Raw genomic sequence first — 21597 nt, 5'->3', positions numbered from 1 at the left:
GCCTATGGACAACCCCATAGGCAACCGCCCCCTGATGTTGCGCTACGTGCTGCTGGCCATCGGCTGGCTGAGCGTAGCGTTGGGGGTCATCGGGATTTTCCTGCCGGTATTGCCCACCACCCCCTTCCTGCTGCTGGCGGCCGCCTGCTTCGCCCGCAGTTCCCCGCGTTTCTATCAATGGCTGGTCAAGCATCCACGGCTTGGTCCGTGGATTCGCGATTACCTCGACGGCAACGGCATTCCGCTCAAGAGCAAGGTCTACGCCATCGGCCTGATGTGGGCGAGCATCCTGTTGTCCTGTTATCTGGTGCCGCTGCCTTGGGCACGGGGGTTCATGCTGACCAGTGCGGTGCTGGTGACGATCTACATCCTCAGGCAAAAAACCCTGCGCAAAACCTGAAGTCTCCCGAGGCCATTGTGGCGAGGGGGCTTGTCGGATCGCCACAAAAAGCCGTCCACCGAACTCTCTTCCTCCGACGACCTGCCCTCCCCCTGCAGAATCTCCACCTAAACTCCACGAACCTACACTCGAGCAGCCAGACATGGCCCGCAGTCTGCGTAGTCCAGGATGGCCAGCGCTCCGACTTCGGCTCGGCGGCGGGTTGCTGCTGGCCGGTTTGCTACTGACCGTTTTCAACGGCGTCCGGGCCGACTGGGATTTTGCGCAGATCCTGCAAACCGTGGAAAAACGCTACGGCCCGTCGGGACCGGCACGAAACCGGATCGAGGCGTGGAGTCAGATGCTGCAAAGTGCACGCGGTGCGCCCGAACGTGAGCAGCTCAACGCGGTGAACCGCTTCTTCAATCAGCAGTTGAATTTCCAGGACGACACGCGCATCTGGCAACAGACCGATTACTGGGCCACGCCTGTCGAAGCCCTGATCAAGGGTGCCGCCGATTGCGAGGACTACGCGCTGGCGAAGTATTTCAGCCTGCGCCGGCTAGGTTTTCCCAGCGAAAAACTGCGCATCACCTACGTCAAGGCCCTGAGCCAGAACCAGGCGCACATGGTGCTGACGTTCTACAGCGCCCCCACGGCCGATCCACTGGTGCTGGACAACCTGATCGGCGATATCCGCCCCGCCTCCCAACGCAAAGACTTGCTGCCGGTGTACGCCTTCAACGCCGAAGGCCTGTACCTCCCGGGCAAGAACGGCAGCCAACGCAGCAGCGACTCGAAAAAACTGTCGCGCTGGCAGGACGTGTTGAAAAAGATGCAGAGTGAAGGGTTCGACATCGGCGACGGCTAACCGCCATGGCAAGGAGCGAGATATGACACTGCGTAAACAGTTGTTCCTGGCCATCTGCCTGTTCCTGCTGGTGGCGTTCAGCGGCAGTTTTTTTGCCAGCCTCGAAAGCTCCCGCGAGCAAACGCTCAGTCAGCTGCGCGCCCACGCCCAGGATGCGGCCACCGCGCTGGGGCTGTCGCTGACGGCACAGGTCGATGACCCGGCAATGATGGAGCTGATGGTCAGTTCGATTTTCGACAGCGGCTATTTCAGCAGCATTCGCGTGATCAGGCTCAAGGATCAGCAAACCCTGGTGGAGCGCAGCACACCGACAAAAATCGACGGTGTGCCTGACTGGTTCGTCAACCTGGTCAACCTGCGCCCGGAGGGTGGCGACGCCTTGGTCATGCGCGGCTGGGAACAGCTGGCACGGGTCGAAGTACTGAGCAATCCTCAATTCGCCCTGGCCAAGCTCTGGGACAGCACCCTCGGCAGTCTGATCTGGTTGCTGTTATGCGGGCTGTTCAGTGCGGTGATTGGAGGATGGATGCTGCGCAGGCAGTTCCGCCCACTCGACAACATGGTCCGACAAGCCGAAGCCATCAGTAAACGCGAGTTTCTCAGCCTGCCCAACCTGCCACGCACACCAGAGCTGAAACGGGTAGTGCTGGCCATGAACCAGATGGTCGAAAAACTCAAGGCGCTATTTGTCGAAGAAGCTGCGCGCAGCGAGAAACTGCGGGCCGAATCCTATCTGGACAGCCTTACAGGCCTGGCCAACCGGCGCCTGCTCGACGAACAACTGGGCGACCAATTGAGAGTGTGCGAACAGAGCCGCGATGGCCACCTGCTGATGTTGCGGATCAACGACCTGAACGGGCTCAACCAGCGACTGGGCGGCCAACGAACGGACGCACTGATCAGCGCCGCCGGCGAACTGCTCAGGCGCCTGACCCAATTGCCGGAACGTCGCACCTGGCTGGCGGCGCGCAATCGCGGTGGCGAATTCAGCCTGCTGACACCGGGTCTGGACGCCGAAAGTGCCGTGCGCCTGGCCACAGATGTCAGCATCAGCCTGGAGAACCTGCGCCTGACCGGCGCCAGCGATTGCATGCCGGTCGCCCACCTGGGCGTTGTCGCCTATCGCCCCGGAGAGCCGATCGGCAACGTACTGCTGCGCCTTGATCAGGCATTGACTGAATCCCGGCAACGTCCCGAGCGACCCTGGGTGTATCTGGGCCACCATGACACCGCGCCGAATCACTCCCAGCACGACTGGCGCACCTGGATCGACGATGCCTTGAGCGAAGGCAAGATGCAGTTGTACTTCCAGCCCGTCGTGCAATGCGCCGACACCCGCCAGGTACTGCATCACAAAGTGCTCGCACGCCTGCTCGATCCACAGGGCGAGGCAATTGCCGCCGGGCATTTCCTACCGTGGATCGAGCGTCTCGGCTGGTCGGCACGCTTCGACCTGGCCATGCTCGAAGCCACGCTGGACGACCTGGTGGTCAACCGCAGGCCCTTGGCATTGAGCCTGTACGGGAGCACCCTGCGCGACCCGGTGCAATGGCGAACAATCCTCGACCTGCTTGACTCTCTTCCCGAACTGGCACCGCTGCTGACCCTGGAAATCGACGAGCGCCAGTTGCCCTCCCCCGAAGAACTGCAGCATTTGAGCCACAGTCTGCTGAACACCGGTTATCGCATCGGCCTGCAACACTTCGGCGGGCGTTTCAGCCAGATCGGCAACCTCACCCAGTTGGGTTTGGCGTACCTGAAAATCGATGGAGCCTACATTCGCAACATCGACGAGCAGCCTGACAAGCGGCTGTTCATCGACGCAATCTTTCGCGCGACCCACAGCATTGATTTGCCGTTGATTGCCGAGATGGTCGAGACGTCAGGGGAGTTGGCGGCCATCAGAGAGCTGGGTGTTTTCGGCGCGATGGGGCGGTTGATCGGGCCGCCGGAGCCAACCTTGCCTGGCCTCCAAGGCAACGTCGACCATTGACCGAAAACCAACTTACAGCTGTCACTTATGAGAGTAGGCAGGTTATCTGACGAGGTTTTAAATCACTCCGGCATCCAAAATTCTTCAACACCCGGAGTCATCATGACCACTACCCCCCCGAAAACCTCGGCAATCACGCCAAACATACAGAATGAAACAATAGCGAAAGTAACCTTCGATGAAGTCCGAGACAGCAACGGTCATCTCGTTGGCAATAACAGCGTTACTTTTGACAAAACCCTGAACTTCAAGGGTACGGCCGGCGCAACTACGGTGCTCGAGATTCGCCATGGGGAGGACACAATTACTGACGTGACCAGCGATGGTTCAGGAGACTGGATCAAAGAGGTCACTCTGCGAAGCTTCCAGCGCTACAGCCTTTACGCTATCGAGAAAAACCCGCCTCAAGATCGCTCCAGACCACCGTACGTTATCGTCCTGGCGACCGAGACGCCAATCATCGACACAGTCATCGGCAAGAATGGCCCGATTAAAGATGGCGATCCCTACGACGGCGACTCGCTCGAGTTCTCCGGTTACGCACCTCCCGGTATGGAGTTTGAAGCGTTCAACGGTGACACCCCCACGGGCAAGAAAGACACGGTGGATGATGTCGGGCGGTTCCAGCTCACCCTCGACGGGCTTACCGCAGGCGACTACAGCATCAAGATCAGGGCCGCCAATGGCAAAGAATCCAGTGCGTTTACCTTCCGCGTCATATTGGATGTGAAACTGAGCCTGGATGACGTCCTCGAGTCCGAAGACGGCCCTTCTGTGCCTGAAGGTTGCACCACCGGCAAGAGTCAGTTGATCATCAAGGGGCATGCCATGCTCGGTGAGAGCATTCAGCTACTCAATGGCGGCGCCCCCATAAAAGATGCCGTCGCAACTGCTGATCCCGTCAATGGAGCCTGGAAAATCCTGCTCGATGTGACAGATGGAGACTACAGGCTCGCTGCCAGGGCGGACTATGGCGATGGGGAAATCACCGCCCCGCCCCGCACCTTTACCGTGGAATCCACCATCAAACCGCACAATACCCGAGTGTACGATTCGGACGGCCTGATCCAGGACAACGCTACCACCCCATACAACCATGTCATTGTCAGGGGTGATGCGGCCCAGTCAGCGCAGATCAGGCTGAAGATCAATGGCGTCACCGGGCCGAAGCCGGAACCGACCGACGATACGGGTAAATGGGCCAGATTGGTTACAGGTCTGGAATACGGAACCACCTATCAATTCATCGCGGTGGCAGACTATGGTGACAACTCAGAGTCCGCCCCCTGGACGATTACTACCGGGGTACCGAACGTATAAGCAGTCATCGCAAGCGTTGCAGACTCCAGTGGCCAGGCAGCGCCCTGGTTAGAAACTATTGAATGAAAAAACCCGCCATCCCTTACACAGCAATGGCGGGTTTTTCCGTTCCGGTTTCAGGTCACACGGTATCCACCTTCAACGAATGATCGTTGAGCATGCCGTTGATGATGGTCGCCGTGTCATGCCCGCTCGCGACCACCCCACCCGCTCCCGGCGTGACACCGTATTGGCTGGCGAGGTTGACGCCGGCCAGGTCGATGGTCTGGTTCGGCGCGGCGCCGGCCATGGCGCTGACGTCGATGCTGGTCACCGTCGACGCCCCGCTGCCGGTGACGGTGAAGTGCAGGTAGTCGTCCAGCGAAGCCGTGGTGCCGTTTTCCCCTTGCAGCAGTTGCGACAGGTCGAGCTTGTCGGTGCCGGGCGTGAAGTCGGTGATCACGTCATGGCCGCTGTTGCCCTTGAGCCACTGGAAGGTGTCGGCCCCTGCCCCGCCGCTGAGGGTGTTGTTGCCCAGGCCACCGATCAGCAAGTCATCGCCGCCCCCGCCATTGAGGATGTCGTTGCCCAGGCCGCCGTTGATCACGTTGTTGGTGTTATCGCCGCTCAGGGTGTCGTTGAAGTTAGAGCCGGTGAGGTTTTCGATAGCCATCAGGGTGTCCGTGCCCGCGCCGAGAGTGTTCTGCGCAGCGAGCAGGCTGAGGTCGACCGTGACCCCGGCGGTGGCGTGGGCATAGCTGGCCGTGTCGATGCCCGTACCGCCATCCAGGGTGTCATTGCCCGGGCCGCTGTAGAGCAAGTCATTGCCGGCGTCGCCGTGCAGTTCGTTGTTGCCGGAGCCGGCGGTGAGCACATCGTTGCCGTCGCCGGCATTGATGATGTTGCTGCCCGTGCCCGCCACCAGGATGTCATCCCCGCTGGTGCCGGTGAGGGTGTGGCCGTCCTGATAGCTGATGGTCAGGTTGGCCGAGTCGCTGCCGCCATGGTTGTCGTTGGCGGTGTAGGTACCGTGGTAGTCCGTGGTGACTTCTTGTGCCCCGGCGTAGTTCACCGTCATGGTCAGTTCGTAGTTTTCTGCCGAATTCTTATTGCTGCCACTGGTGTTGGCGATGTTGGTCACGTGGATCTGGTAAGTACCGTCCGCGCCTGCGGTGATAGTTCCGCCATCGGCGATGCTGACAAACGCCCCACCGTTGAGCGAATACTCCATCGTGATGTGCCCAGGGTCCAGGTTGTGATCGAGGCTGAGCGTCTCTCCCTGTTTCAGTTTGACCGTGATGAGGTCTTCATTGTTGCCATTGGATTGGTTCGCTGCGCTGAGATAGCCACTGACCACCAGCATCGCCGTCATGGTCGCTGCGTTGGCCGCAAAGGCGTTGCGTACGTTGGCCAGACTCTGGTTGGCGGGGTTGTTGTTTTCGCCGGTGAAGCTTATCGCGCCGGTACCGGTGAAGTCCCCGCCTTTCACGACCCAGCCGGTGTTGAACGAGGTCGGTGTCGCCGAAAGTTGGTCGCCATCGGGGTCGGTGTCGTTGGCCAGCAACAGTTCGCCCGGCACCACGATGTTGCTCGACAGCACGTTGGTGATGACGTAGTCATCGGCGGCCACTGGCGGTGCGTTCGGTATGACTTTGATCGTCAGGGTTGAGCTGGCCAGGTCGCCATCGTTGTCGCTGACGGTGAAGCCGATGTTTTCGGTGATCAACACCGAGGTGGTTTTCTGCGAAATGTAGGCGTATTCACCGGTGTCGAGATTGATCTGCAAGGTACCGCTGTTGTTGGTGGCAATGTTCAGTGTGTTGTCCACGGTGTTGAACGTGCCATGGTTGAGCCCGCCGCTGAAGTTCAGGGAGCCCTGATTGGTGTTGCCGCTCGGATCGTAAGTGTACGTGGTGCCGTCCACCGTGATGGTCTTGATGAAGCCGCCATCGGCGCCGAAAGCACCGCCCTCGCCCAGCAGCAAACCGGTCACCGGTGCACCGTTCACCGTGCCGGACAGCACCGAGTTGAGCTGGTTGAGGTCGGTCACCACCACCGCATTGGTGTCGGTGTGGCTATTGCCGTCATAGGCCAGTGGATTGAGGTTCGCGTTGCTTACGCCACTGCCCAGGCCGATCGCGTAGTTCTTGATGTTGTTGGCATCGAGGAAGGCTTTCAGCGCGATTTCGTCGGCGGTGCCGATTTCCTGGCCGGTGGTGGGCTTGCCGTCGGAGAAGAAGTAGCCGACGTTTTGTGCACCGGTCAGTTTGCCCGAGGTGTTGAACGCGGTCTGCATGGTCACCACGGCCGCGTCATAGTTGGTGCCACCGTTCGCGGTGAGGCCGGCAAGCAGGGTCTTGGCGGTCGCAACATCGACCCATACCGAAGTCATGTCGGTGGCGCTGCTGCTAAAGGTGACGAGTTGCACTTTCACGTCGCCCAGGTCGTCGTATTTATCCAGCAAGGCACTGATGGCCTGCTTGGCCAATTCCAGCCGCGACAGGTTCGACACGCCGGAAGGGTCGATCATACTGCCGGAGACGTCGAGCACGATCAGCAGGTTGGAATCGATCTCCACCGCTGCCACCGAGCGATCCGATGCCACCGCCTTGGGCACGTCATCGACAATATTGACCACGATGGTGCTGGTGCTGCTGTTGCCAGACGCATCGGTGGCCTTGTAGGTGAAGCTTTCACTCAGGCTGTTCGGACCGTCGTTGGCATTCGGCGAGGTTTTTGGCGCCGAGGTCAGGGTGTAGGTGTAGCTGCCGTCGGGGTTGAGCAGGATTTGCCCGTAGGTGCCGGTGGCGCTGCCGACCAGGGTGTAGGTGAGCGCGCCGCTGGCACCCGAGACAGATCCGACCAGGGTCCCGGATGCGGTTTCACCAGTATTGCCCGGATCGCTGCCGGTGACTGTACCGGCGGCCAGGTCCTGGTCGCCCTGGCTCAGGTCGAGGGCTTTTTCGTAGACCGTCACGTCGCTATCGGGATTGGCCTTGATGATGCTGTTGGCCACGTCGATGGTGATGGTGGTGGTGCTTTCATCGCCATCGGAGTCACGCACGGTGTAGGTGAAGGTATCGGTCGCCCCCGCATCGCCGACTGAACCCGGGTTGCTGTGATACACCGCATTGCCATTGGCATCGAGGGTCAGGTAGCCATAGGTGCCATTGATCGGGTTGCCCAGCCCGCCAATGGCCGACGTCGAGGTATTGCTACCGGCGCGCACGCCGACCACCGTCGCCGGACCATCGGCGCCGCTGATGTCATTGCCCAGCACACCGATATTGACCGTGCCGCCCTCCGTTACCGACGACGAGTCAGGTTTGGCGCTCGGCAAGTCATCGACGATGTTGACGTTGATCTGCCCGTTCGCGATGTCGCCATCGGTGTCAGTGGCTACGACGTTGATGTTCTCGATGAGGTTGTTGGTGCCGTTGGCCGTTGGATGGGCTTCGTTATCGTTGAGGGTGTAGCTGTAGCTGATCACGCCGGTGGCCGGGTTGTAGCCGGTGATGGTCAGGGTGCTGCCCAACGGCGTGACGGCGGTTTGCGGGAAGCCGGCGGCCACGCCACCGCTGACCACGGTGATGCCGCCCACGGTCAGGGTTTGCAGGCCATCGAGGGCGGTGACCGTGAAGGTGCCGCTCTGGGTCAGGGCCGGTGCGTTGGGGTCGGTGCCGTCAATGAGGTTTTTCTCGTAAACGGTCAGCTCGCCGCCGTACACGTTGAGGCCGTTGAGTGTCACTTGATTGTCGTTGTTGTGGATCTGCAGTACCAGGTTGGCGGTGCTGATGTCACCGTCGGCGTCCGTGAGGGTGTAGGTGAAGGTTTCGGTATCGCTGCCACCGCCGTGCAGGTTTTTGAAGTCCGCACTATTGGGATCGAGCGTGTAGGTGTAGGTGCCGTTGGCATTGAGCACCAGGGTGCCATAGGTACCGGTGAAGGTGCCTGGGGTGACCGGGCCGACGGCGACTTTATCAGCGCCGATCACGTCGTTGCCGAACACATCGCCGCTGAGGCTCGGCACTGTCTCCGAGGCGGTGCCGAGGTTGCTGTCGTTCATCGCTTTGGGCACGTCATCGACAATGTCCACCACGATGGTGCTGGTGACGATATTGCCCAGCGAGTCGGTAGCCTGATAATTGAAGGTCTCGTGCATCACGTTCGGGCCGTCATTGGCGTTCGGTGTGGTGCTCGGCGGGGTCGTCAGGGTGTAGGTGTAGGTGCCGTTGGCGTTGAGCTGAATCTGTCCGTATGCCCCCAGGTTGCTGCCGACCAGGGCGTAGGTGATCGCGCCGACGGCGTGAGTGACCGAGCCCACCAGTGTGCCGGAAGCGGTTTCGCCCGTGCTGGTCGGATCGCTACCGACGACCGCACCGGCGGCCAGGTCCTGTCCGCCCTGGCTCAGGTCGAGGGCTTTTTCGTAGACCGTCACATCGTTGTCGCTGACCGCTTTCAGGCAGCTGTTGTAAACATCGATGGTGATGGTGGTGGTGCTTTCGTCACCATCGGAATCGCGCACGGTATAGGTGAACACATCCACCGCACCAGGGCCGCTCACCGCGTTAGGCGTGCTGTGATACACGGCGTTGCCGTTGGCATCGAGGGTCAGGTAACCGTAGGTGCCGTTGATCGGGTTGCCCAGCCCGCCGATGGCCGAGGTTGATGTATCGCTACCCGCGCGCACGCCGACCACGGCGCCAGCAGCCGCCGGACCATCGGCACCGCCGATGTCGTTGTCCAGCACATTGCCGCTGACGGTGCCGCCCTCCTGCACCGAGTCCGCATCAGCTTTGGCGGTCGGCAGGTCGTCGATGATGTTGACGTTGATCTGCCCGTTCGCGATGTCGCCATCGGTGTCGGTAGCGACGACGTTGATGTTCTCGGTGAGGCTGTTGGCGCCGTTGGCGGTTGGATGGGTTTCGTTGTCGTTCAGGGTGTAGCTGTAGCTGATCACGCCGGTGGTTGAGTTGTAGCCGGTGATGGTCAGGGTGCTGCCCAGCGGCGTGACGGCGGTTTGCGGGAAGCCGGCGGCCACGCCTGCGCTGACGACAGTGATGCCGCCCACGGTCAGGGTTTGCAGGCCATCGAGGGCGGTGACCGTGAAGGTGCCGCTCTGGGTAAGGGCCGGGGCGTTGGGGTCGGTGCCGTCAATGAGGTTTTTCTCGTAGACCGTCAGCTCGCCGCCGTACACGTTGAGGCCGTTGAGTGTCACTTGATTGTCGTTGTTGTGGATCTGCAGTACCAGGTTGGCGGTGCTGATGTCGCCGTCCGCGTCGGTAATGGTGTAGGTGAAGGTTTCGGTGCCGTCGCCACCGCCGTGCAGGGCTTTGAAATCAGCATCGCTGGTGTTCAGCGTGTAGGTGTAGGTGCCGTTGGCATTCAGCACCAGAGTGCCGTAAGTGCCGGTGAAAGTGCCGGGGGTGATCGGGCCAGTGCTTTCTCCAATGGTTACCCGGTCGGCGCCTTGCACGTCGTTGGTCAGCACGTTGCCGTTGAGGGTCAGCAGGGTTTCCGAGGCGGTGCCATTGCTGTCGTTCATGCCTTTTGGCAGGTCGTCGACGATGTTGACGTCCAGTGAACCGGTCGCGGTGGTGCCGTTGTCGTCGACCGCGGTCACGGTGAACTGTTCAGGCAATGTGTTGGCGCCGTTGGCGGTTGGGTGCGCTTCGTTGTCGTTGAGGGTGTAGCTGTAGCTCACGACACCCGTGGCCGCGTTGAAGCCGGTGATGGTCAGCGTGCTGCCCAATGGCGTAGTGATCGATTGTGGGAATCCCGCCGCTACGCCTCCCGTGACCACGGCGATGCCGCCCACGGTCAGGGTTTGCAGGCCATCGAGGGCGGTGACCGTGAAGGTGCCGCTCTGGGTCAGGGCCGGTGCGTTGGGGTTGCTGCCGTCACTGAGGTTTTTCTCGTAGACCGTCAGCTCGCCGCCGTACACGTTGAGGCCGTTGAGTGTCACTTGATTGTCGTTGTTGTGGATCTGCAGTACCAGGTTGGCGGTGCTGCTGTCGCCGTCCGCGTCGGTGATGGTGTAGGTGAAGGTTTCGGTGCCGTCGCCACCGCCGTGCAGGGCTTTGAAATCGGCATCGCTGGTGTTCAGCGTGTAGGTGTAGGTGCCGTTGGCGTTGAGTATCAAAGTGCCGTAGGTGCCGGTGAAGGTACCGGGGGTGATCGGGCCAGTGCCTTCACCAATGGTTACCCGGTCGGCGCCCTGCACGTCGTTGCTCAATACGTTGCCGTTCAGGGTCAGTTGGGTTTCCGAGGCGGTGCCATTGCTGTCGTTCACGCCTTTTGGCAGGTCGTCGACGATGTTGACGTCCAGTGAACCGGTCGCGGTGGTGCCGTTGTCGTCGACCGCGTTCACGGTGAACTGTTCAGGCAATGTGTTGGCGCCGTTGGCGGTCGGATGGGCTTCGTTGTCGTTGAGGGTGTAGCTGTAGCTCACGACACCGGTCGCCGCGTTGAAACCGGTGATGGTCAGGGTGCTGCCCAATGGCGTGGTGATCGATTGCGGGAAGCCCGCCGCCACACCCGCGGTGACCACGGCGATGCCGCCGACGGTCAGGGTCGTCACACCGTCCAGTGCAGTGACGGTGAAGGTACCGCTTTGGGTCAGGGCCGGCGCGCTGGGGTTGCTGCCGTCATTGAGGTTTTTCTCGTAGACCGTCAGCTCGCCGCCGTACACGTTGAGGCCGTTGAGGACCACTGGATCGTCGTTGTTGTGGATCTGCAGCACCAGTTTCGCAGTGCTGCTGTCGCCGTCCGCGTCGGTGATGGTGTAGGTGAAGGTGTCGGTGCCGTCGCCACCGCCGTGCAGGGCTTTGAAATCAGCATCGCTGGTGTTCAGCGTGTAGGTGTAGGTGCCGTTGGCATTCAGCACCAGAGTGCCGTAAGTGCCGGTGAAAGTGCCGGGGGTGATCGGGCCAGTGCTTTCTCCAATGGTTACCCGGTCGGCGCCTTGCACGTCGTTGGTCAGCACGTTTCCGTTGAGGGTCAGCAAGGTTTCCGAGGCGGTGCCATTGCTGTCGTTCATGCCTTTTGGCAGGTCGTCGACGATGTTGACGTCCAGTGAACCGGTCGCGGTGGTGCCGTTGTCGTCGACCGCGGTCACGGTGAACTGTTCAGGCAATGTGTTGGCGCCGTTGGCGGTCGGATGGGCTTCGTTGTCGTTGAGGGTGTAGCTGTAGCTCACGACACCGGTGGCCGCGTTGAAACCGGTGATGGTCAGGGTGTTGCCCAATGGCGTGGTGATCGATTGTGGGAAGCCCGCCGCCACACCCGCGGTGACCACGGCGATGCCGCCGACGGTCAGGGTGGTGACACCGTCCAGCGCGGTGATGGTGAAGGTGCCGTTCTGGGTCAGCGCGGTGGCATCCGGTGCGCTGCCGTCGCCGAGGTTTTTCTCGAAAACGGTGAGTTCGCCACCCTCGACGTTCAAACCACCAATCGTCACCGGATCGTCGTTGTTGTGGATCTGCAGCACCAGGTTCGCTGTGCTGCTGTCGCCGTCCGCGTCGGTGATGGTGTAGGTGAAGGTCTCGGTGCCGTCGCCACCACCGTGCAACGCTTTGAAATCCGCGTCGCTGGTGTTCAGCGTGTAGGTGTAGGTGCCGTTGGCATTCAGCACCAGGGTGCCGTAAGTGCCGGTGAAAGTGCCGGGGGCGATCGGGCCAGTGCCTTCTCCAATGGTTACCCGGTCGGCGCCTTGCACGTCGTTGGTCAGCACGTTTCCGTTGAGGGTCAGCAGGGTTTCCGAGGCGGTGCCATTGCTGTCGTTCACGCCTTTTGGCAGGTCGTCGACGATGTTGACGTCCAGTGAACCAGTCGCGGTGGTGCCGTTGTCATCGACCAGGGTCACGGCAAACTGCTCAGGCAAGGTGTTGGTGCCATTGGCCGTCGGATGCGCTTCGTTGTCATTGAGGGTGTAGCTGTAGCTCACGACACCGGTGGCCGCGTTGAAGCCGGTGATGGTCAGCGTGCTGCCCAATGGCGTAGTGATCGATTGTGGGAATCCCGCCGCCACACCCGCGGTGACCACGGCGATGCCGCCGACGGTCAGGCTGGTGACACCGTCCAGTGCAGTAACGGTGAAGGTACCGTTCTGGGTCAGCGCCGTGGCATCCGGCGCGCTGCCATCACTGAGGTTTTTCTCGAAGACGGAGAGTTCGCCGCCCTCGACGTTCAAACCGCCAATCGTCACCGGGTCATCGTTGTTGTGGATCTGCAGCACCAGGGTCGCCGTACTGCTGTCGCCATCGGCGTCCGTCAGCGTATAGGTGAAGCTTTCGGTGCCGTCGCCACCGCCGTGCAGGGCCTTGAAGTCGGCATCGTTGGTGTTGAGGGTGTAGGTGTAGGTGCCATTGGCATTCAGCACCAGGGTGCCGTAGGTACCGGTGAAGGTGCCGGGAGTGATCGGCCCGCTGTTTTCACCAACCGGCACACGGTCAGCGCCTTGCACATCGTTGGTCAATACGTTGCCGTTAAGCGTCAGCAAGGTTTCCGAGGCGGTGCCATTGTTGTCATCGACTGCTTTGGGCACGTCATCGATGATGGTGAGATCCAGCGTACCCGTAGCGCTGTCGCCATTGCTGTCGCTGGCCACCACGGTGACGCGCTCGGTAAGACTATTGGCACCCTCGCCGCTTGCATGGGTTTCAGCACGGTTGAGGGTGTAGCTGTAACTGACCACGCCCGTGGCCGGGTTGTAGTTGGTGAAGGTCAAGGTACTGCCCAGAGGGGTGGTGAACGACTGCGCAAAACCTGCCGCCACACCGCCGCTGATCACGTTGATGCCGCCGATGCTCAGGCTGGTCAGCCCGTCTGGCGCATTGATGGTGAAGGTGCCGCTTCGCGTCAGCGAACCTTCGTTCCTCAACGAACCGTCGGTCAGGTTGGCTTCATTGACAGTCCGATCGCCGTTCTGCCCCGACAGACCTTCGAAGCTGACCGGATTGTTCGGCACCTGCGGCGTCACTGGTGGCACCACAGGGGTATCGGCCGCTACAGCGTTATTGTCCGGATTAGCGTTCAGGCGTTCTTCGGGAAGTTCGGGAATGCCATTGAAACCGGCAGTAGGGAAGCCGATGGTGGGTTCGACTCGCCCGCCCACTTCCTCGAGCATGACGAAACTATGGCCGCTGCCCTGGACGCCGCCCGGTACACCGCTAGTCGTAGACGGCCCGGCAGCGGTGGCTTCAGCGGTTTGGGTCGGGTCGTCGCCCGCCGCAATGGCTTTTTGCAGCTGTTCGACATCCGTCAGTTGCGCCTGGCTCGGCGTCACCGCCTCGGACAAGTCCACATGGGGAATCTGATTGGCGAGCAATTGCGGGGTCATCTGCATGCTGCTGCCGCGCCCGAGGGTCAGTTCCTGGCCATTTTGCAGATGCACCGCTACCGCGCCTTCAGCGCCGGTACTCAGTTGGTCGCCAGCGAACAGCTTGTCCCCTTCGACCAAAGCACGCCGGGTGCCATCGCTCGCAACCGCGAACACCTGACCGATGACCTTACTGACGATTCCGATGAGCGTTGCCATGTGCACTTCCTCCGCCGCCAACCGCCGTCGGCACCTTGATTGTGCGAAGAACGTGCTCATGGCTCGAGCGGGTTGCCTGGTGGATCGTGTTCCGGGTGCCGATTTACTTGAGTAAGCCGTGTACCCGGCAACGATCTCGCCCAGCCAGTCGCTCACGGCGCTGTTTACGATTTCGGGAAAATCCCTCTGCAATCAATGGCATCGGATCCCTGTTCGCAACAACGTTGCCTGTGAGCGATGCGTAACGATCTCGAAGCACTCAAGTGACAAAAAACCGTCGCCACCAGATCGCTCGCATCCCTCCCCTCCAGCACTTCTCCGCTCTATTTCGATAAGTGGATTGGAACTTTCCTCAAAGCCCGATGAGCCCCCTAGAGCTCGTAAAACAAGGGCTTTCGACTTGAACAATGTGCTGGATTTTGTAGAGCGCATAAGTTTTTTTTTGCATAGCCGTTATGAAAAAAATTTCTTAGCTACGCTCCAGAATGTTCTTAGCTCTTTTGTTAAATACGTGAAACAACTTTACCTACAAATGTCGTCAATAAATTGGCGACTGATAAGCACCATCAGGAATCAGGGAGATGTACATGCGCCTATTAACCCCCCTCTGCAGCGCGGTTCTTTTGGCCATGGCCTGCTCGTCCCAGGCTCAGGCCATGACGCTGACCGAAGCAATCCAGAGCACCATCGCGACGCACCCGGAACTGGCTTCGCGGGTGGACAGCCGTCTGTCGGCTGACGAAGACGTGAAGGTCGCGAAAGGGGGCTTTTATCCATCGGTAGATCTGAACGCTGCTTACGGGCGCGGGTACAGCGATAACACCAATACTCGCGCGCTCGGCAATCACCACACCGAAATTCTCAACTACACCCAGTCGGAATTGCGCCTGCGGCAAATGCTTTTTGACGGGTTCAACACCGCCAATGAAGTCGATCGCACCAAAGGCGTGGTCAACTCGCGAGCCTATTACGCTCAGGGTACGGCTCAGGATCTGGCCCTGCGCACCACCGAGGTTTATCTCGAGGTGCTCAAGCACCGCGAACTGGTGACCCTGGCCAAGAACAACCTGCAAGCGCACTTGCGGGTCAACGACCAGATCGGCCTGCGCACCCAGCGCGGCGTGGGTAGCAACGCCGATGCCGACCAGTCCAGCGCTCGCCGGGCACTGGCAGAAAACAACCTCGACACCGCCGAAGTCAATCTGGCGGACGCCGAGTCGAACTTTTACGCCGTTGTCGGGCGTATGCCCGATGAACTCGAAACCCCGCCATCGATTCGCGGCGAAGTCCCTGCCTCCCTGCCCGAAGCCCAGCAGAGCATGGTGGAAAACAACCCTTACCTGAAATCCGCCCAGGCCGACGTGCAATCGGCCGAAAGCCAGTACGAAGTTGCCAAGTCGCCCTTCTACCCACGCCTTGACGCCGAGGCGGCAGTGGGCGCGAACAACAACGTGCAGGGTGACGAAGGCCACGACAACGAGTGGCGGGTCGGCGTGGTGATGAATTACAACCTGTTCCGCGGCGGCAGCGACAAGGCGCGCCTGGCCTCCGACGCGCACAAGATCAACCAGGCCATGGACATCCGCAACAATGCCCTGCGCCAGCTCAACGAGAATATTCACCTGGCCTGGAACGCCATGGTCAATGCCAAGAAACAAACCCCGACCGCCCGTGAATACGCCGACACCAGCAAGCGCGTACGCATTGCTTATCAGGATCAGTTCGGCCTCGGCCAGCGGACCCTGCTTGACCTGCTCGACAGCGAAAACGAACTCTACAACGCCAACCGCCGCTACACCGAAGTGCGCTACACCGAAGAGTTTTCGATGTACCGCATCCTGGCGAACATGGGCCAGTTGTTGAGCAAACAACGGGTCGTACTGCCCGCCGACGCGATCGCCCAGACCGAAGTGAAAAACGAAGCTCGTCTGCCTGAAATGAAGTAGTGCATGGGAGGGTTCAATGACCAGCATGGAACCCGGCAACACCGGTGTCGATCCGCGCCTGAGCTTCGATGACCCGCTTCTGGACGGTCTGTTGATCCTCTGCAAACTCCATGGCGCGACGGTCAGTCGCGCCAGCCTCAGTGCCGGGCTCCCCATGGCACACCAACGCCTGAGCCTGGACCTGCTGCCCCGTGCAGCGGCCCGGGCCGGTTTGCAGGCACGCCTGCTGCGCCGTGACCTCAAGGACATCTCGCCGCTCAACCTGCCTGTGCTGCTGTTGCTCAACAACGGCCGCACGGCCGTCCTGCGTCGTTATGCCGAGGACGGCAAGGTGCTGATCCTGCCCAGCGAAGCCGACGGCGGCGAACAATGGCTCAGCCCTGAAGAGCTGGCCGAACACTACAGTGGCCAGGCGCTGTTTGCCCGGCCACGCCACGAACTCGAAGACTTGCGCTCGCCGCTGGTGCCTCGGGTCCAGGCCTGGTTCCGCGATACGCTGAAGCTGTCGAAATGGCTGTACAGCGACGCGATCCTGGCGAGTTTCCTGATCAACCTGCTGGGTCTGATGGTGCCGCTGTTCGTGATGCAGACCTACGACCGCGTAGTGCCGAACCAGGCCACTTCGACCTTGTGGGTGCTGGCGATCGGTCTACTGATCGGCACCGCTTTCGAACTGGTGCTGCGGGTCGTTCGCGCGCACCTGCTGGATACCGCCGGCAAGAAAACCGACGTGATCCTGTCGGCCACCCTGTTCGAGCGCATTACCGGCATGGCGATGAAAGCGCGGCCGGCGACCATCGGTGGTTTTGCCCAAAGCATTCATGACTTCCAGGGCCTGCGGGAGTTTCTCACCGCCGTGACCCTCACCAGCCTGATCGACCTGCCCTTCTGCCTGCTGATGCTGCTGGTGATCGGCCTGCTCGGTGGCTGGCTGGTGGTGATTCCGATTCTGGCGTTTCCCATCACCATCATTTTCGCCATGGTGATCCAGGTCCGCCTGCGCGACACCGTACAGAAAAGCCTCACCCTCGGCGCCGAACGCCAGGCGTTGCTGATCGAAACCCTCAGCGGCCTGGAAACCCTCAAGGCCTGCAGCGCCGAAAGCGAACGCCAGCACAAATGGGAAAGCACCCACGGCGCCCTCACCCGCCTCGACAGCCATGCGCGCAACCTCTCGGCCTTGGCCACCAATGGCACGCTGTTCATCCAGCAGCTGTCGGGCATGGCGACCATCGTCGCCGGGGTCTACAGCATCATCGCTGGCAATCTCAGCGTCGGTGCCCTGGTGGCCAGCTACATGCTCGGCAGTCGGGTATTGGCGCCACTGGGACAGATCGCCGGCCTGATCACCCGCTACCAGCAAGCGCAACTGACCATGAAAAGCACCGACGCGCTGATGGGCCTGCCCCAGGAGCGCGACGCCAAACAACGGCCACTGGAGCGCACGCAACTGCAAGGGGCGCTGGATGTCGTCGGCGTGACCTTCCACTACAACGGCCAGAATACCCCGGCGCTGGCCAACGTCAGTTTCAGCGTGAAACCCGGTGAGCGAATCGGCGTGATCGGTCGCAGCGGCTCGGGCAAAAGCACCCTGGCGCGGCTGGTGATGGGTTTCTACGAACCGGAAGAAGGCCAGCTATTGCTCGATGGCCTGGACTTGCGACAGCTGGACGTCGCCGACCTGCGCCATCAGATCGGTTACGTCGCTCACGACCTGCCGCTGCTGGCCGGCAGCCTGCGCGATAACCTGACCCTCGGCGCGCGCTACATCAGTGACTCACGCATGCTCGAAGTGGCCGAACTCACCGGCGTCACCGAACTGGCCCGGCAACACCCGCAAGGCTTCGACCGGCCCGTGGGCGAGCGCGGACAGTTGCTGTCCGGTGGTCAGCGCCAGGCGGTTTTGCTGGCCCGGGCCTTGTTGCTCGACCCGCCGATCCTGCTGCTCGACGAACCGACCAGCGCCATGGACAACAGCAGCGAAGACGTCCTGCGGCAAAAACTCCACGGCTGGGTCCAGGGCAAAACCGTGCTACTGGTGACTCACCGCACCTCGATGCTGAGCCTGGTGGATCGGCTGGTGGTGCTGGACAACGGACGGATCGTCGCCGACGGGCCGAAAGAAGCAGTCATCGATGCTCTGCGCAAGGGCCGTGTCGGCTCTGCGGCTGTTTAGATACGAATACACAGCCTGTGGCGAGGGAGCTTGCTCCCGCTGGGTTGCGAAGCAGCTCCCTCGTTGTGTCACCTGGATCGCGCCAGCAGTTTTTGCGACGGCTTCGCCGCCGGACGGGAGCAAGCTCCCTCGCCACAGGATTGTGTTCGGCACTATTTCTCTTAACTGACGGGTATCGCCATGTCTGCTCGAACGCCAGATTCAGCGCCCCGAGGCTACTTCAACAGCTTCGGTAAAAGCGCCGAAGTCGAATTCATGCCGGAAACCGCCGGCGCCTCGTTGCAGGACTCGCCGCGCTGGTCGCGGATCACCGTGTGGCTGACCGCTGCACTGCTGATCTGCGCACTGGTCTGGGCCAAGTTCGCCGTCTTGCAGGAAGTGACCATGGGCGAAGGCAAGGCGATTCCGTCGAGCAAGGTCCAGGTGATCCAGAACCTCGAGGGCGGCATCGTCACCGAAATCTTTGTGCGTGAAGGGCAGATGGTGAACAAGGGCGACACCTTGCTGCGCCTGGATGACACGCGCTACCTGTCGAACAAGGGCGAAAGTGAAGCCGATCGCTACGCCTTGACCGCGCAGGTCGAACGGCTCTCGGCCGAAGCCGAAGGCCGGCCATTCAAGCTGTCAGAAGAAGTGATCGCCAAGGCGCCGCAAGTGGCCGAAGACGAGCGCTCTCTGTACGAGCAACGGCAACGTCGACTCGCGAGCGAGCAGCGCACACTGTCCGAACAACTTCGGCAAAAGACTCAGGAACTGGCAGAGTTCCGCTCGAAACAGAGTCAATTCAGTTCCAGCCTGGCGCTCCTGCAACAAGAGATGAACATGTCCACGCCGCTGGTGGGCACCGGCGCCGTGTCACCGGTGGAAATCCTGCGCCTCAAACGCAGCGCCGTGGAGATTCGCGGCTCGCTGAACGCCACCACCCTGGCGATCCCCCGGGCGGAGTCGGCGATCAACGAGATCAAAAGCAAGATCGATGAATCGGAACAGACCTTCCGCTCGGAAGCGGCCAAAGAGCTGAACGAGAAACGCACCGACCTTTCGAAAATCACGGCATCGAGCATCGCCATCGACGACCGCGTGACCCGCACCACCGTGGTCTCGCCGGTGCACGGCATCATCAAGGTGCTGAAGGTCAACACCATCGGTGGTGTGGTCCAGCCCGGCAGTGACATGGTGGAAATCGTGCCGCTGGAAGACAACCTGCTGATCGAAGCCAAGGTCCGCCCGCAGGACGTTGCATTCCTGCATCCGGGCCAGAAAGCCATGGTCAAGTTCAGTGCCTACGACTACACCATTTACGGCGGCCTGAGCGCCAAGCTGGAGCTGATCGGCGCCGACACCATCACCGACGACAAGGGCAACAGCTTTTATCTGATTCAGGTGCGCACCGACAAAAACCATCTGGGCGGGGATGTGAAACCGCTGCTGATCATCCCGGGGATGGTGGCAACGGTGGATATCATTACCGGGGAGAAAACGGTGCTCGATTATCTGCTTAAGCCGGTGCTCAAGGCGCGGACCGAGGCGATGCGGGAAAGGTAGGCCCTCCTCAAAGTCTGTTGTGATCTTGCTGCCGTCATCGCGAGCAAGCTCGCTCCCACAATGTCCGCGTCGTACACAAAATCTGCAAACACCACAAAACCTGTGGGAGCGAGCTTGCTCGCGATGAGGCCAGCAAGACCACCGATCATTTTTCAGAATGATTACGCTGGTAAACCTCCTCCCCCATCGCCGCAATCTGCCCCTCGATCAACGCTTCAAACGGCTTTAACAACAGCGCAAACGAAGTCGGCGCTTCGAGGGTTTCCAGCGCCTGCACAATCGCCTCCACTGTCGACAACGCCCCCGGTCCCGGTGCCTTGCGCAGCCGGTAACGGGACACACCGCCTTCAGCCAGCGTCACCCTCGGCAATGCCGCCAGCAGCGGATTGAGGTGCAGCATCTTGCGCGCCTTGCGCCAGGTGCCATCCGGGACGACCAGCAACATCGATTCATCAGAGCAGCCATAGGCTTTCATCGGCTGCGCTTCTTCGCCCGGAAACAACAACCGCGCCGTATATCCCGGACGGTTCAACAACACCGGCAAATCCTCGAACACCTCGCCCACGATCAACTCGGCATTGCTCAAGCCCAACGCTGCCAACCGCGCTGTATTGAGCGCATGGTTCACTTCGCTCGGATGCTGCAACAACAGCACGCGAGTGCGGCTGTCGAGATTCGGGATCAACGGGCACAGGCAATGAGATTGCGGACGCAGGCAGCGTGGGCATTGGATTCTGGACATCTTTTCAGGCCTGATTCAGTTGGGCTTTAAGCAAATCACGGAACGTCTGGATCAGCGGCTCGCGGCTACGGCCCCGGCGCACGATCATCGAGAACGGCGCCTGATAACCAAAGGTCGCCGGCAGCAACACCCGCAAGTCGCCCTTGTCGGCCCAGGCCTGGGCATAGTGCTCCGGCAGATAGCCGATGTAGGCGCCCGACAGCACCAGAATCAACTGAGCTTCCATACTTTCCACGGTCGCGGCGCTGTGCTTGAAACCGTGACGCGCCAGCTCGGCCTGGCTCCAGTAGCCGCGGCCGACCATGCGCTGCTGGGTGATGACCTGCTCGGGAATGCGCCGCTCGTTGAACAGCGGATGCCGCGTGCTGCAATACAACCAGTGTTGTTCACGGTACAGCGGCATATACACCAGACCGCTCATGCGCGTGGAAAACGCACCGATGGCCAGGTCGAGACGGTTGTCTTGCACGCCGAGCTGCAGTTCGTAAGGGCTCATGACCGACAGGTGCAAGTGCACCGCCGGGTGTTCCTGGCTGTAGGCGCCGATGGCTTCGGCGAACGGCAGGGCCTTGTCGCTGACGGTGGAGTCGATCACCCCGAGGTTCAAGGTGCCGCGCAACTCGCCCTTGAGGGCGGCGGCGTACTGCTCGAAGCCTTCGAGTTCGCCCAACAGACGCAGGGTTTCCTGATGGAACAACTCACCCTTGCTGGTCAGGCTGAACCCGCCACGACCGCGATGGCAAAGCACCAGGCCCAGGGCCGCTTCGAGCTGGCTCATGTAGGTGCTAATGGCTGACGTCGAGAGGTTGAGCTCCTGCTGGGCGTTGGCAAAGCCCTGGTGACGCACCACGCTGACGAAGATGCGCAATAGTTTCAGGTCGGGTAAAGCGTTGGCCATGGAAATGCTCCGATCTCGGGGTAACGCACACCGCTGAAGGTAATGAAGATTATTGTGGGAGCGAGCTTGCTCGCGATAGCGGTGGGTCAGTCAATATTGATGTTGACTGACCCACCGCTATCGCGAGCAAGCTCGCTCCCACAGGTACTGTACAACTCATCACTTTGAAGGATGAGGCAACAAGTCTATCGCCGTCCTCGTCATTAGTTT

10 protein-coding genes are annotated in these 21597 nt (G+C 60.9%); 7 read left to right on the top strand and 3 right to left on the bottom strand.

The window, feature by feature from the left end; translation table 11 throughout:
• Window positions 1-4: 4 nt before the first annotated feature.
• The 4 genes from Q8X48_RS05810 (at window position 5) to Q8X48_RS05795 (ending at window position 4563) form a co-directional block, all read left to right on the top strand.
• Window positions 5-400, top strand: a complete 396-nt coding sequence (locus tag Q8X48_RS05810; protein ID WP_015096310.1) for a YbaN family protein — start codon at window positions 5-7, stop codon at window positions 398-400.
• 142 nt (window positions 401-542) lie between these two features.
• The gene (gene lapG, locus Q8X48_RS05805) at window positions 543-1250 is read left to right on the top strand and encodes a cysteine protease LapG (RefSeq protein WP_407799419.1); all 708 of its coding nucleotides are present in this window, start codon (window positions 543-545) and stop codon (window positions 1248-1250) included.
• A gap of 22 nt (window positions 1251-1272) precedes the next feature.
• Window positions 1273-3243, top strand: a complete 1971-nt coding sequence (gene lapD / locus Q8X48_RS05800; RefSeq protein ID WP_407799418.1) for a cyclic di-GMP receptor LapD — start codon at window positions 1273-1275, stop codon at window positions 3241-3243.
• Between the two features lie 102 nt (window positions 3244-3345).
• Window positions 3346-4563 (top strand): carboxypeptidase regulatory-like domain-containing protein, encoded by a 1218-nt coding sequence (locus Q8X48_RS05795; protein ID WP_407799417.1) that lies wholly within the window; start codon window positions 3346-3348, stop codon window positions 4561-4563.
• A 121-nt stretch (window positions 4564-4684) separates the two neighbouring features.
• Here the strand turns inward: Q8X48_RS05795 and Q8X48_RS05790 are convergent, their stop codons facing one another.
• On the bottom strand, window positions 4685-14080 hold the full coding sequence (locus Q8X48_RS05790; protein ID WP_407799416.1) for a retention module-containing protein: 9396 nt from the start codon (window positions 14078-14080) through the stop codon (window positions 4685-4687).
• Window positions 14081-14667: 587 nt separating this feature from the next.
• On the opposite strand from Q8X48_RS05790, the gene Q8X48_RS05785 reads away from it, so the two are divergent.
• From Q8X48_RS05785 to Q8X48_RS05775, 3 genes are all read left to right on the top strand, one after another.
• Window positions 14668-16026 carry a TolC family outer membrane protein gene (locus Q8X48_RS05785; protein ID WP_407799415.1) on the top strand — a complete coding sequence of 453 codons (1359 nt, stop codon included), beginning with the start codon at window positions 14668-14670 and terminating at the stop codon, window positions 16024-16026.
• 16 nt (window positions 16027-16042) lie between these two features.
• Window positions 16043-18202: a type I secretion system permease/ATPase gene (locus Q8X48_RS05780; RefSeq protein ID WP_407799414.1), complete on the top strand. Its 2160-nt coding sequence runs from the start codon at window positions 16043-16045 to the stop codon at window positions 18200-18202.
• Between the two features lie 180 nt (window positions 18203-18382).
• Entirely contained in the window at window positions 18383-19747 is a 1365-nt protein-coding gene (locus Q8X48_RS05775) for an HlyD family type I secretion periplasmic adaptor subunit (protein ID WP_407799413.1), read from the top strand.
• Window positions 19748-19892: 145 nt separating this feature from the next.
• Here Q8X48_RS05775 and Q8X48_RS05770 read toward each other — a convergent pair whose 3' ends face one another.
• Together Q8X48_RS05770 and Q8X48_RS05765 are read right to left on the bottom strand one after the other, a co-directional pair.
• Window positions 19893-20489 carry a tRNA-uridine aminocarboxypropyltransferase gene (locus Q8X48_RS05770; RefSeq protein ID WP_407799412.1) on the bottom strand — a complete coding sequence of 199 codons (597 nt, stop codon included), beginning with the start codon at window positions 20487-20489 and terminating at the stop codon, window positions 19893-19895.
• Window positions 20490-20493: 4 nt separating this feature from the next.
• Entirely contained in the window at window positions 20494-21387 is an 894-nt protein-coding gene (locus Q8X48_RS05765; protein ID WP_007972518.1) for a LysR family transcriptional regulator, read from the bottom strand.
• Window positions 21388-21597: the final 210 nt, after the last annotated feature.

Source organism: Pseudomonas sp. QLc11A, assembly GCF_052112305.1.
Classification (GTDB): domain Bacteria; phylum Pseudomonadota; class Gammaproteobacteria; order Pseudomonadales; family Pseudomonadaceae; genus Aquipseudomonas; species Aquipseudomonas laurylsulfatiphila.
This window is presented reverse-complemented; position numbering and strand designations above follow the sequence as displayed.

What these genes read in the sequence shown, in the direction of transcription:
- lapG (WP_407799419.1), top strand. Translation starts at nt 543, where the DNA reads ATGGCCCGCAGTCTGCGTAGTCCAGGATGGCCAGCGCTCCGACTTCGG.
- Q8X48_RS05790 (WP_407799416.1), bottom strand. Translation starts at nt 14,080, where the DNA reads ATGGCAACGCTCATCGGAATCGTCAGTAAGGTCATCGGTCAGGTGTTC.
- Q8X48_RS05775 (WP_407799413.1), top strand. Translation starts at nt 18,383, where the DNA reads ATGTCTGCTCGAACGCCAGATTCAGCGCCCCGAGGCTACTTCAACAGC.
- Q8X48_RS05795 (WP_407799417.1), top strand. Translation starts at nt 3,346, where the DNA reads ATGACCACTACCCCCCCGAAAACCTCGGCAATCACGCCAAACATACAG.
- Q8X48_RS05765 (WP_007972518.1), bottom strand. Translation starts at nt 21,387, where the DNA reads ATGGCCAACGCTTTACCCGACCTGAAACTATTGCGCATCTTCGTCAGC.
- Q8X48_RS05785 (WP_407799415.1), top strand. Translation starts at nt 14,668, where the DNA reads ATGCGCCTATTAACCCCCCTCTGCAGCGCGGTTCTTTTGGCCATGGCC.
- Q8X48_RS05810 (WP_015096310.1), top strand. Translation starts at nt 5, where the DNA reads ATGGACAACCCCATAGGCAACCGCCCCCTGATGTTGCGCTACGTGCTG.
- lapD (WP_407799418.1), top strand. Translation starts at nt 1,273, where the DNA reads ATGACACTGCGTAAACAGTTGTTCCTGGCCATCTGCCTGTTCCTGCTG.
- Q8X48_RS05770 (WP_407799412.1), bottom strand. Translation starts at nt 20,489, where the DNA reads ATGTCCAGAATCCAATGCCCACGCTGCCTGCGTCCGCAATCTCATTGC.
- Q8X48_RS05780 (WP_407799414.1), top strand. Translation starts at nt 16,043, where the DNA reads ATGACCAGCATGGAACCCGGCAACACCGGTGTCGATCCGCGCCTGAGC.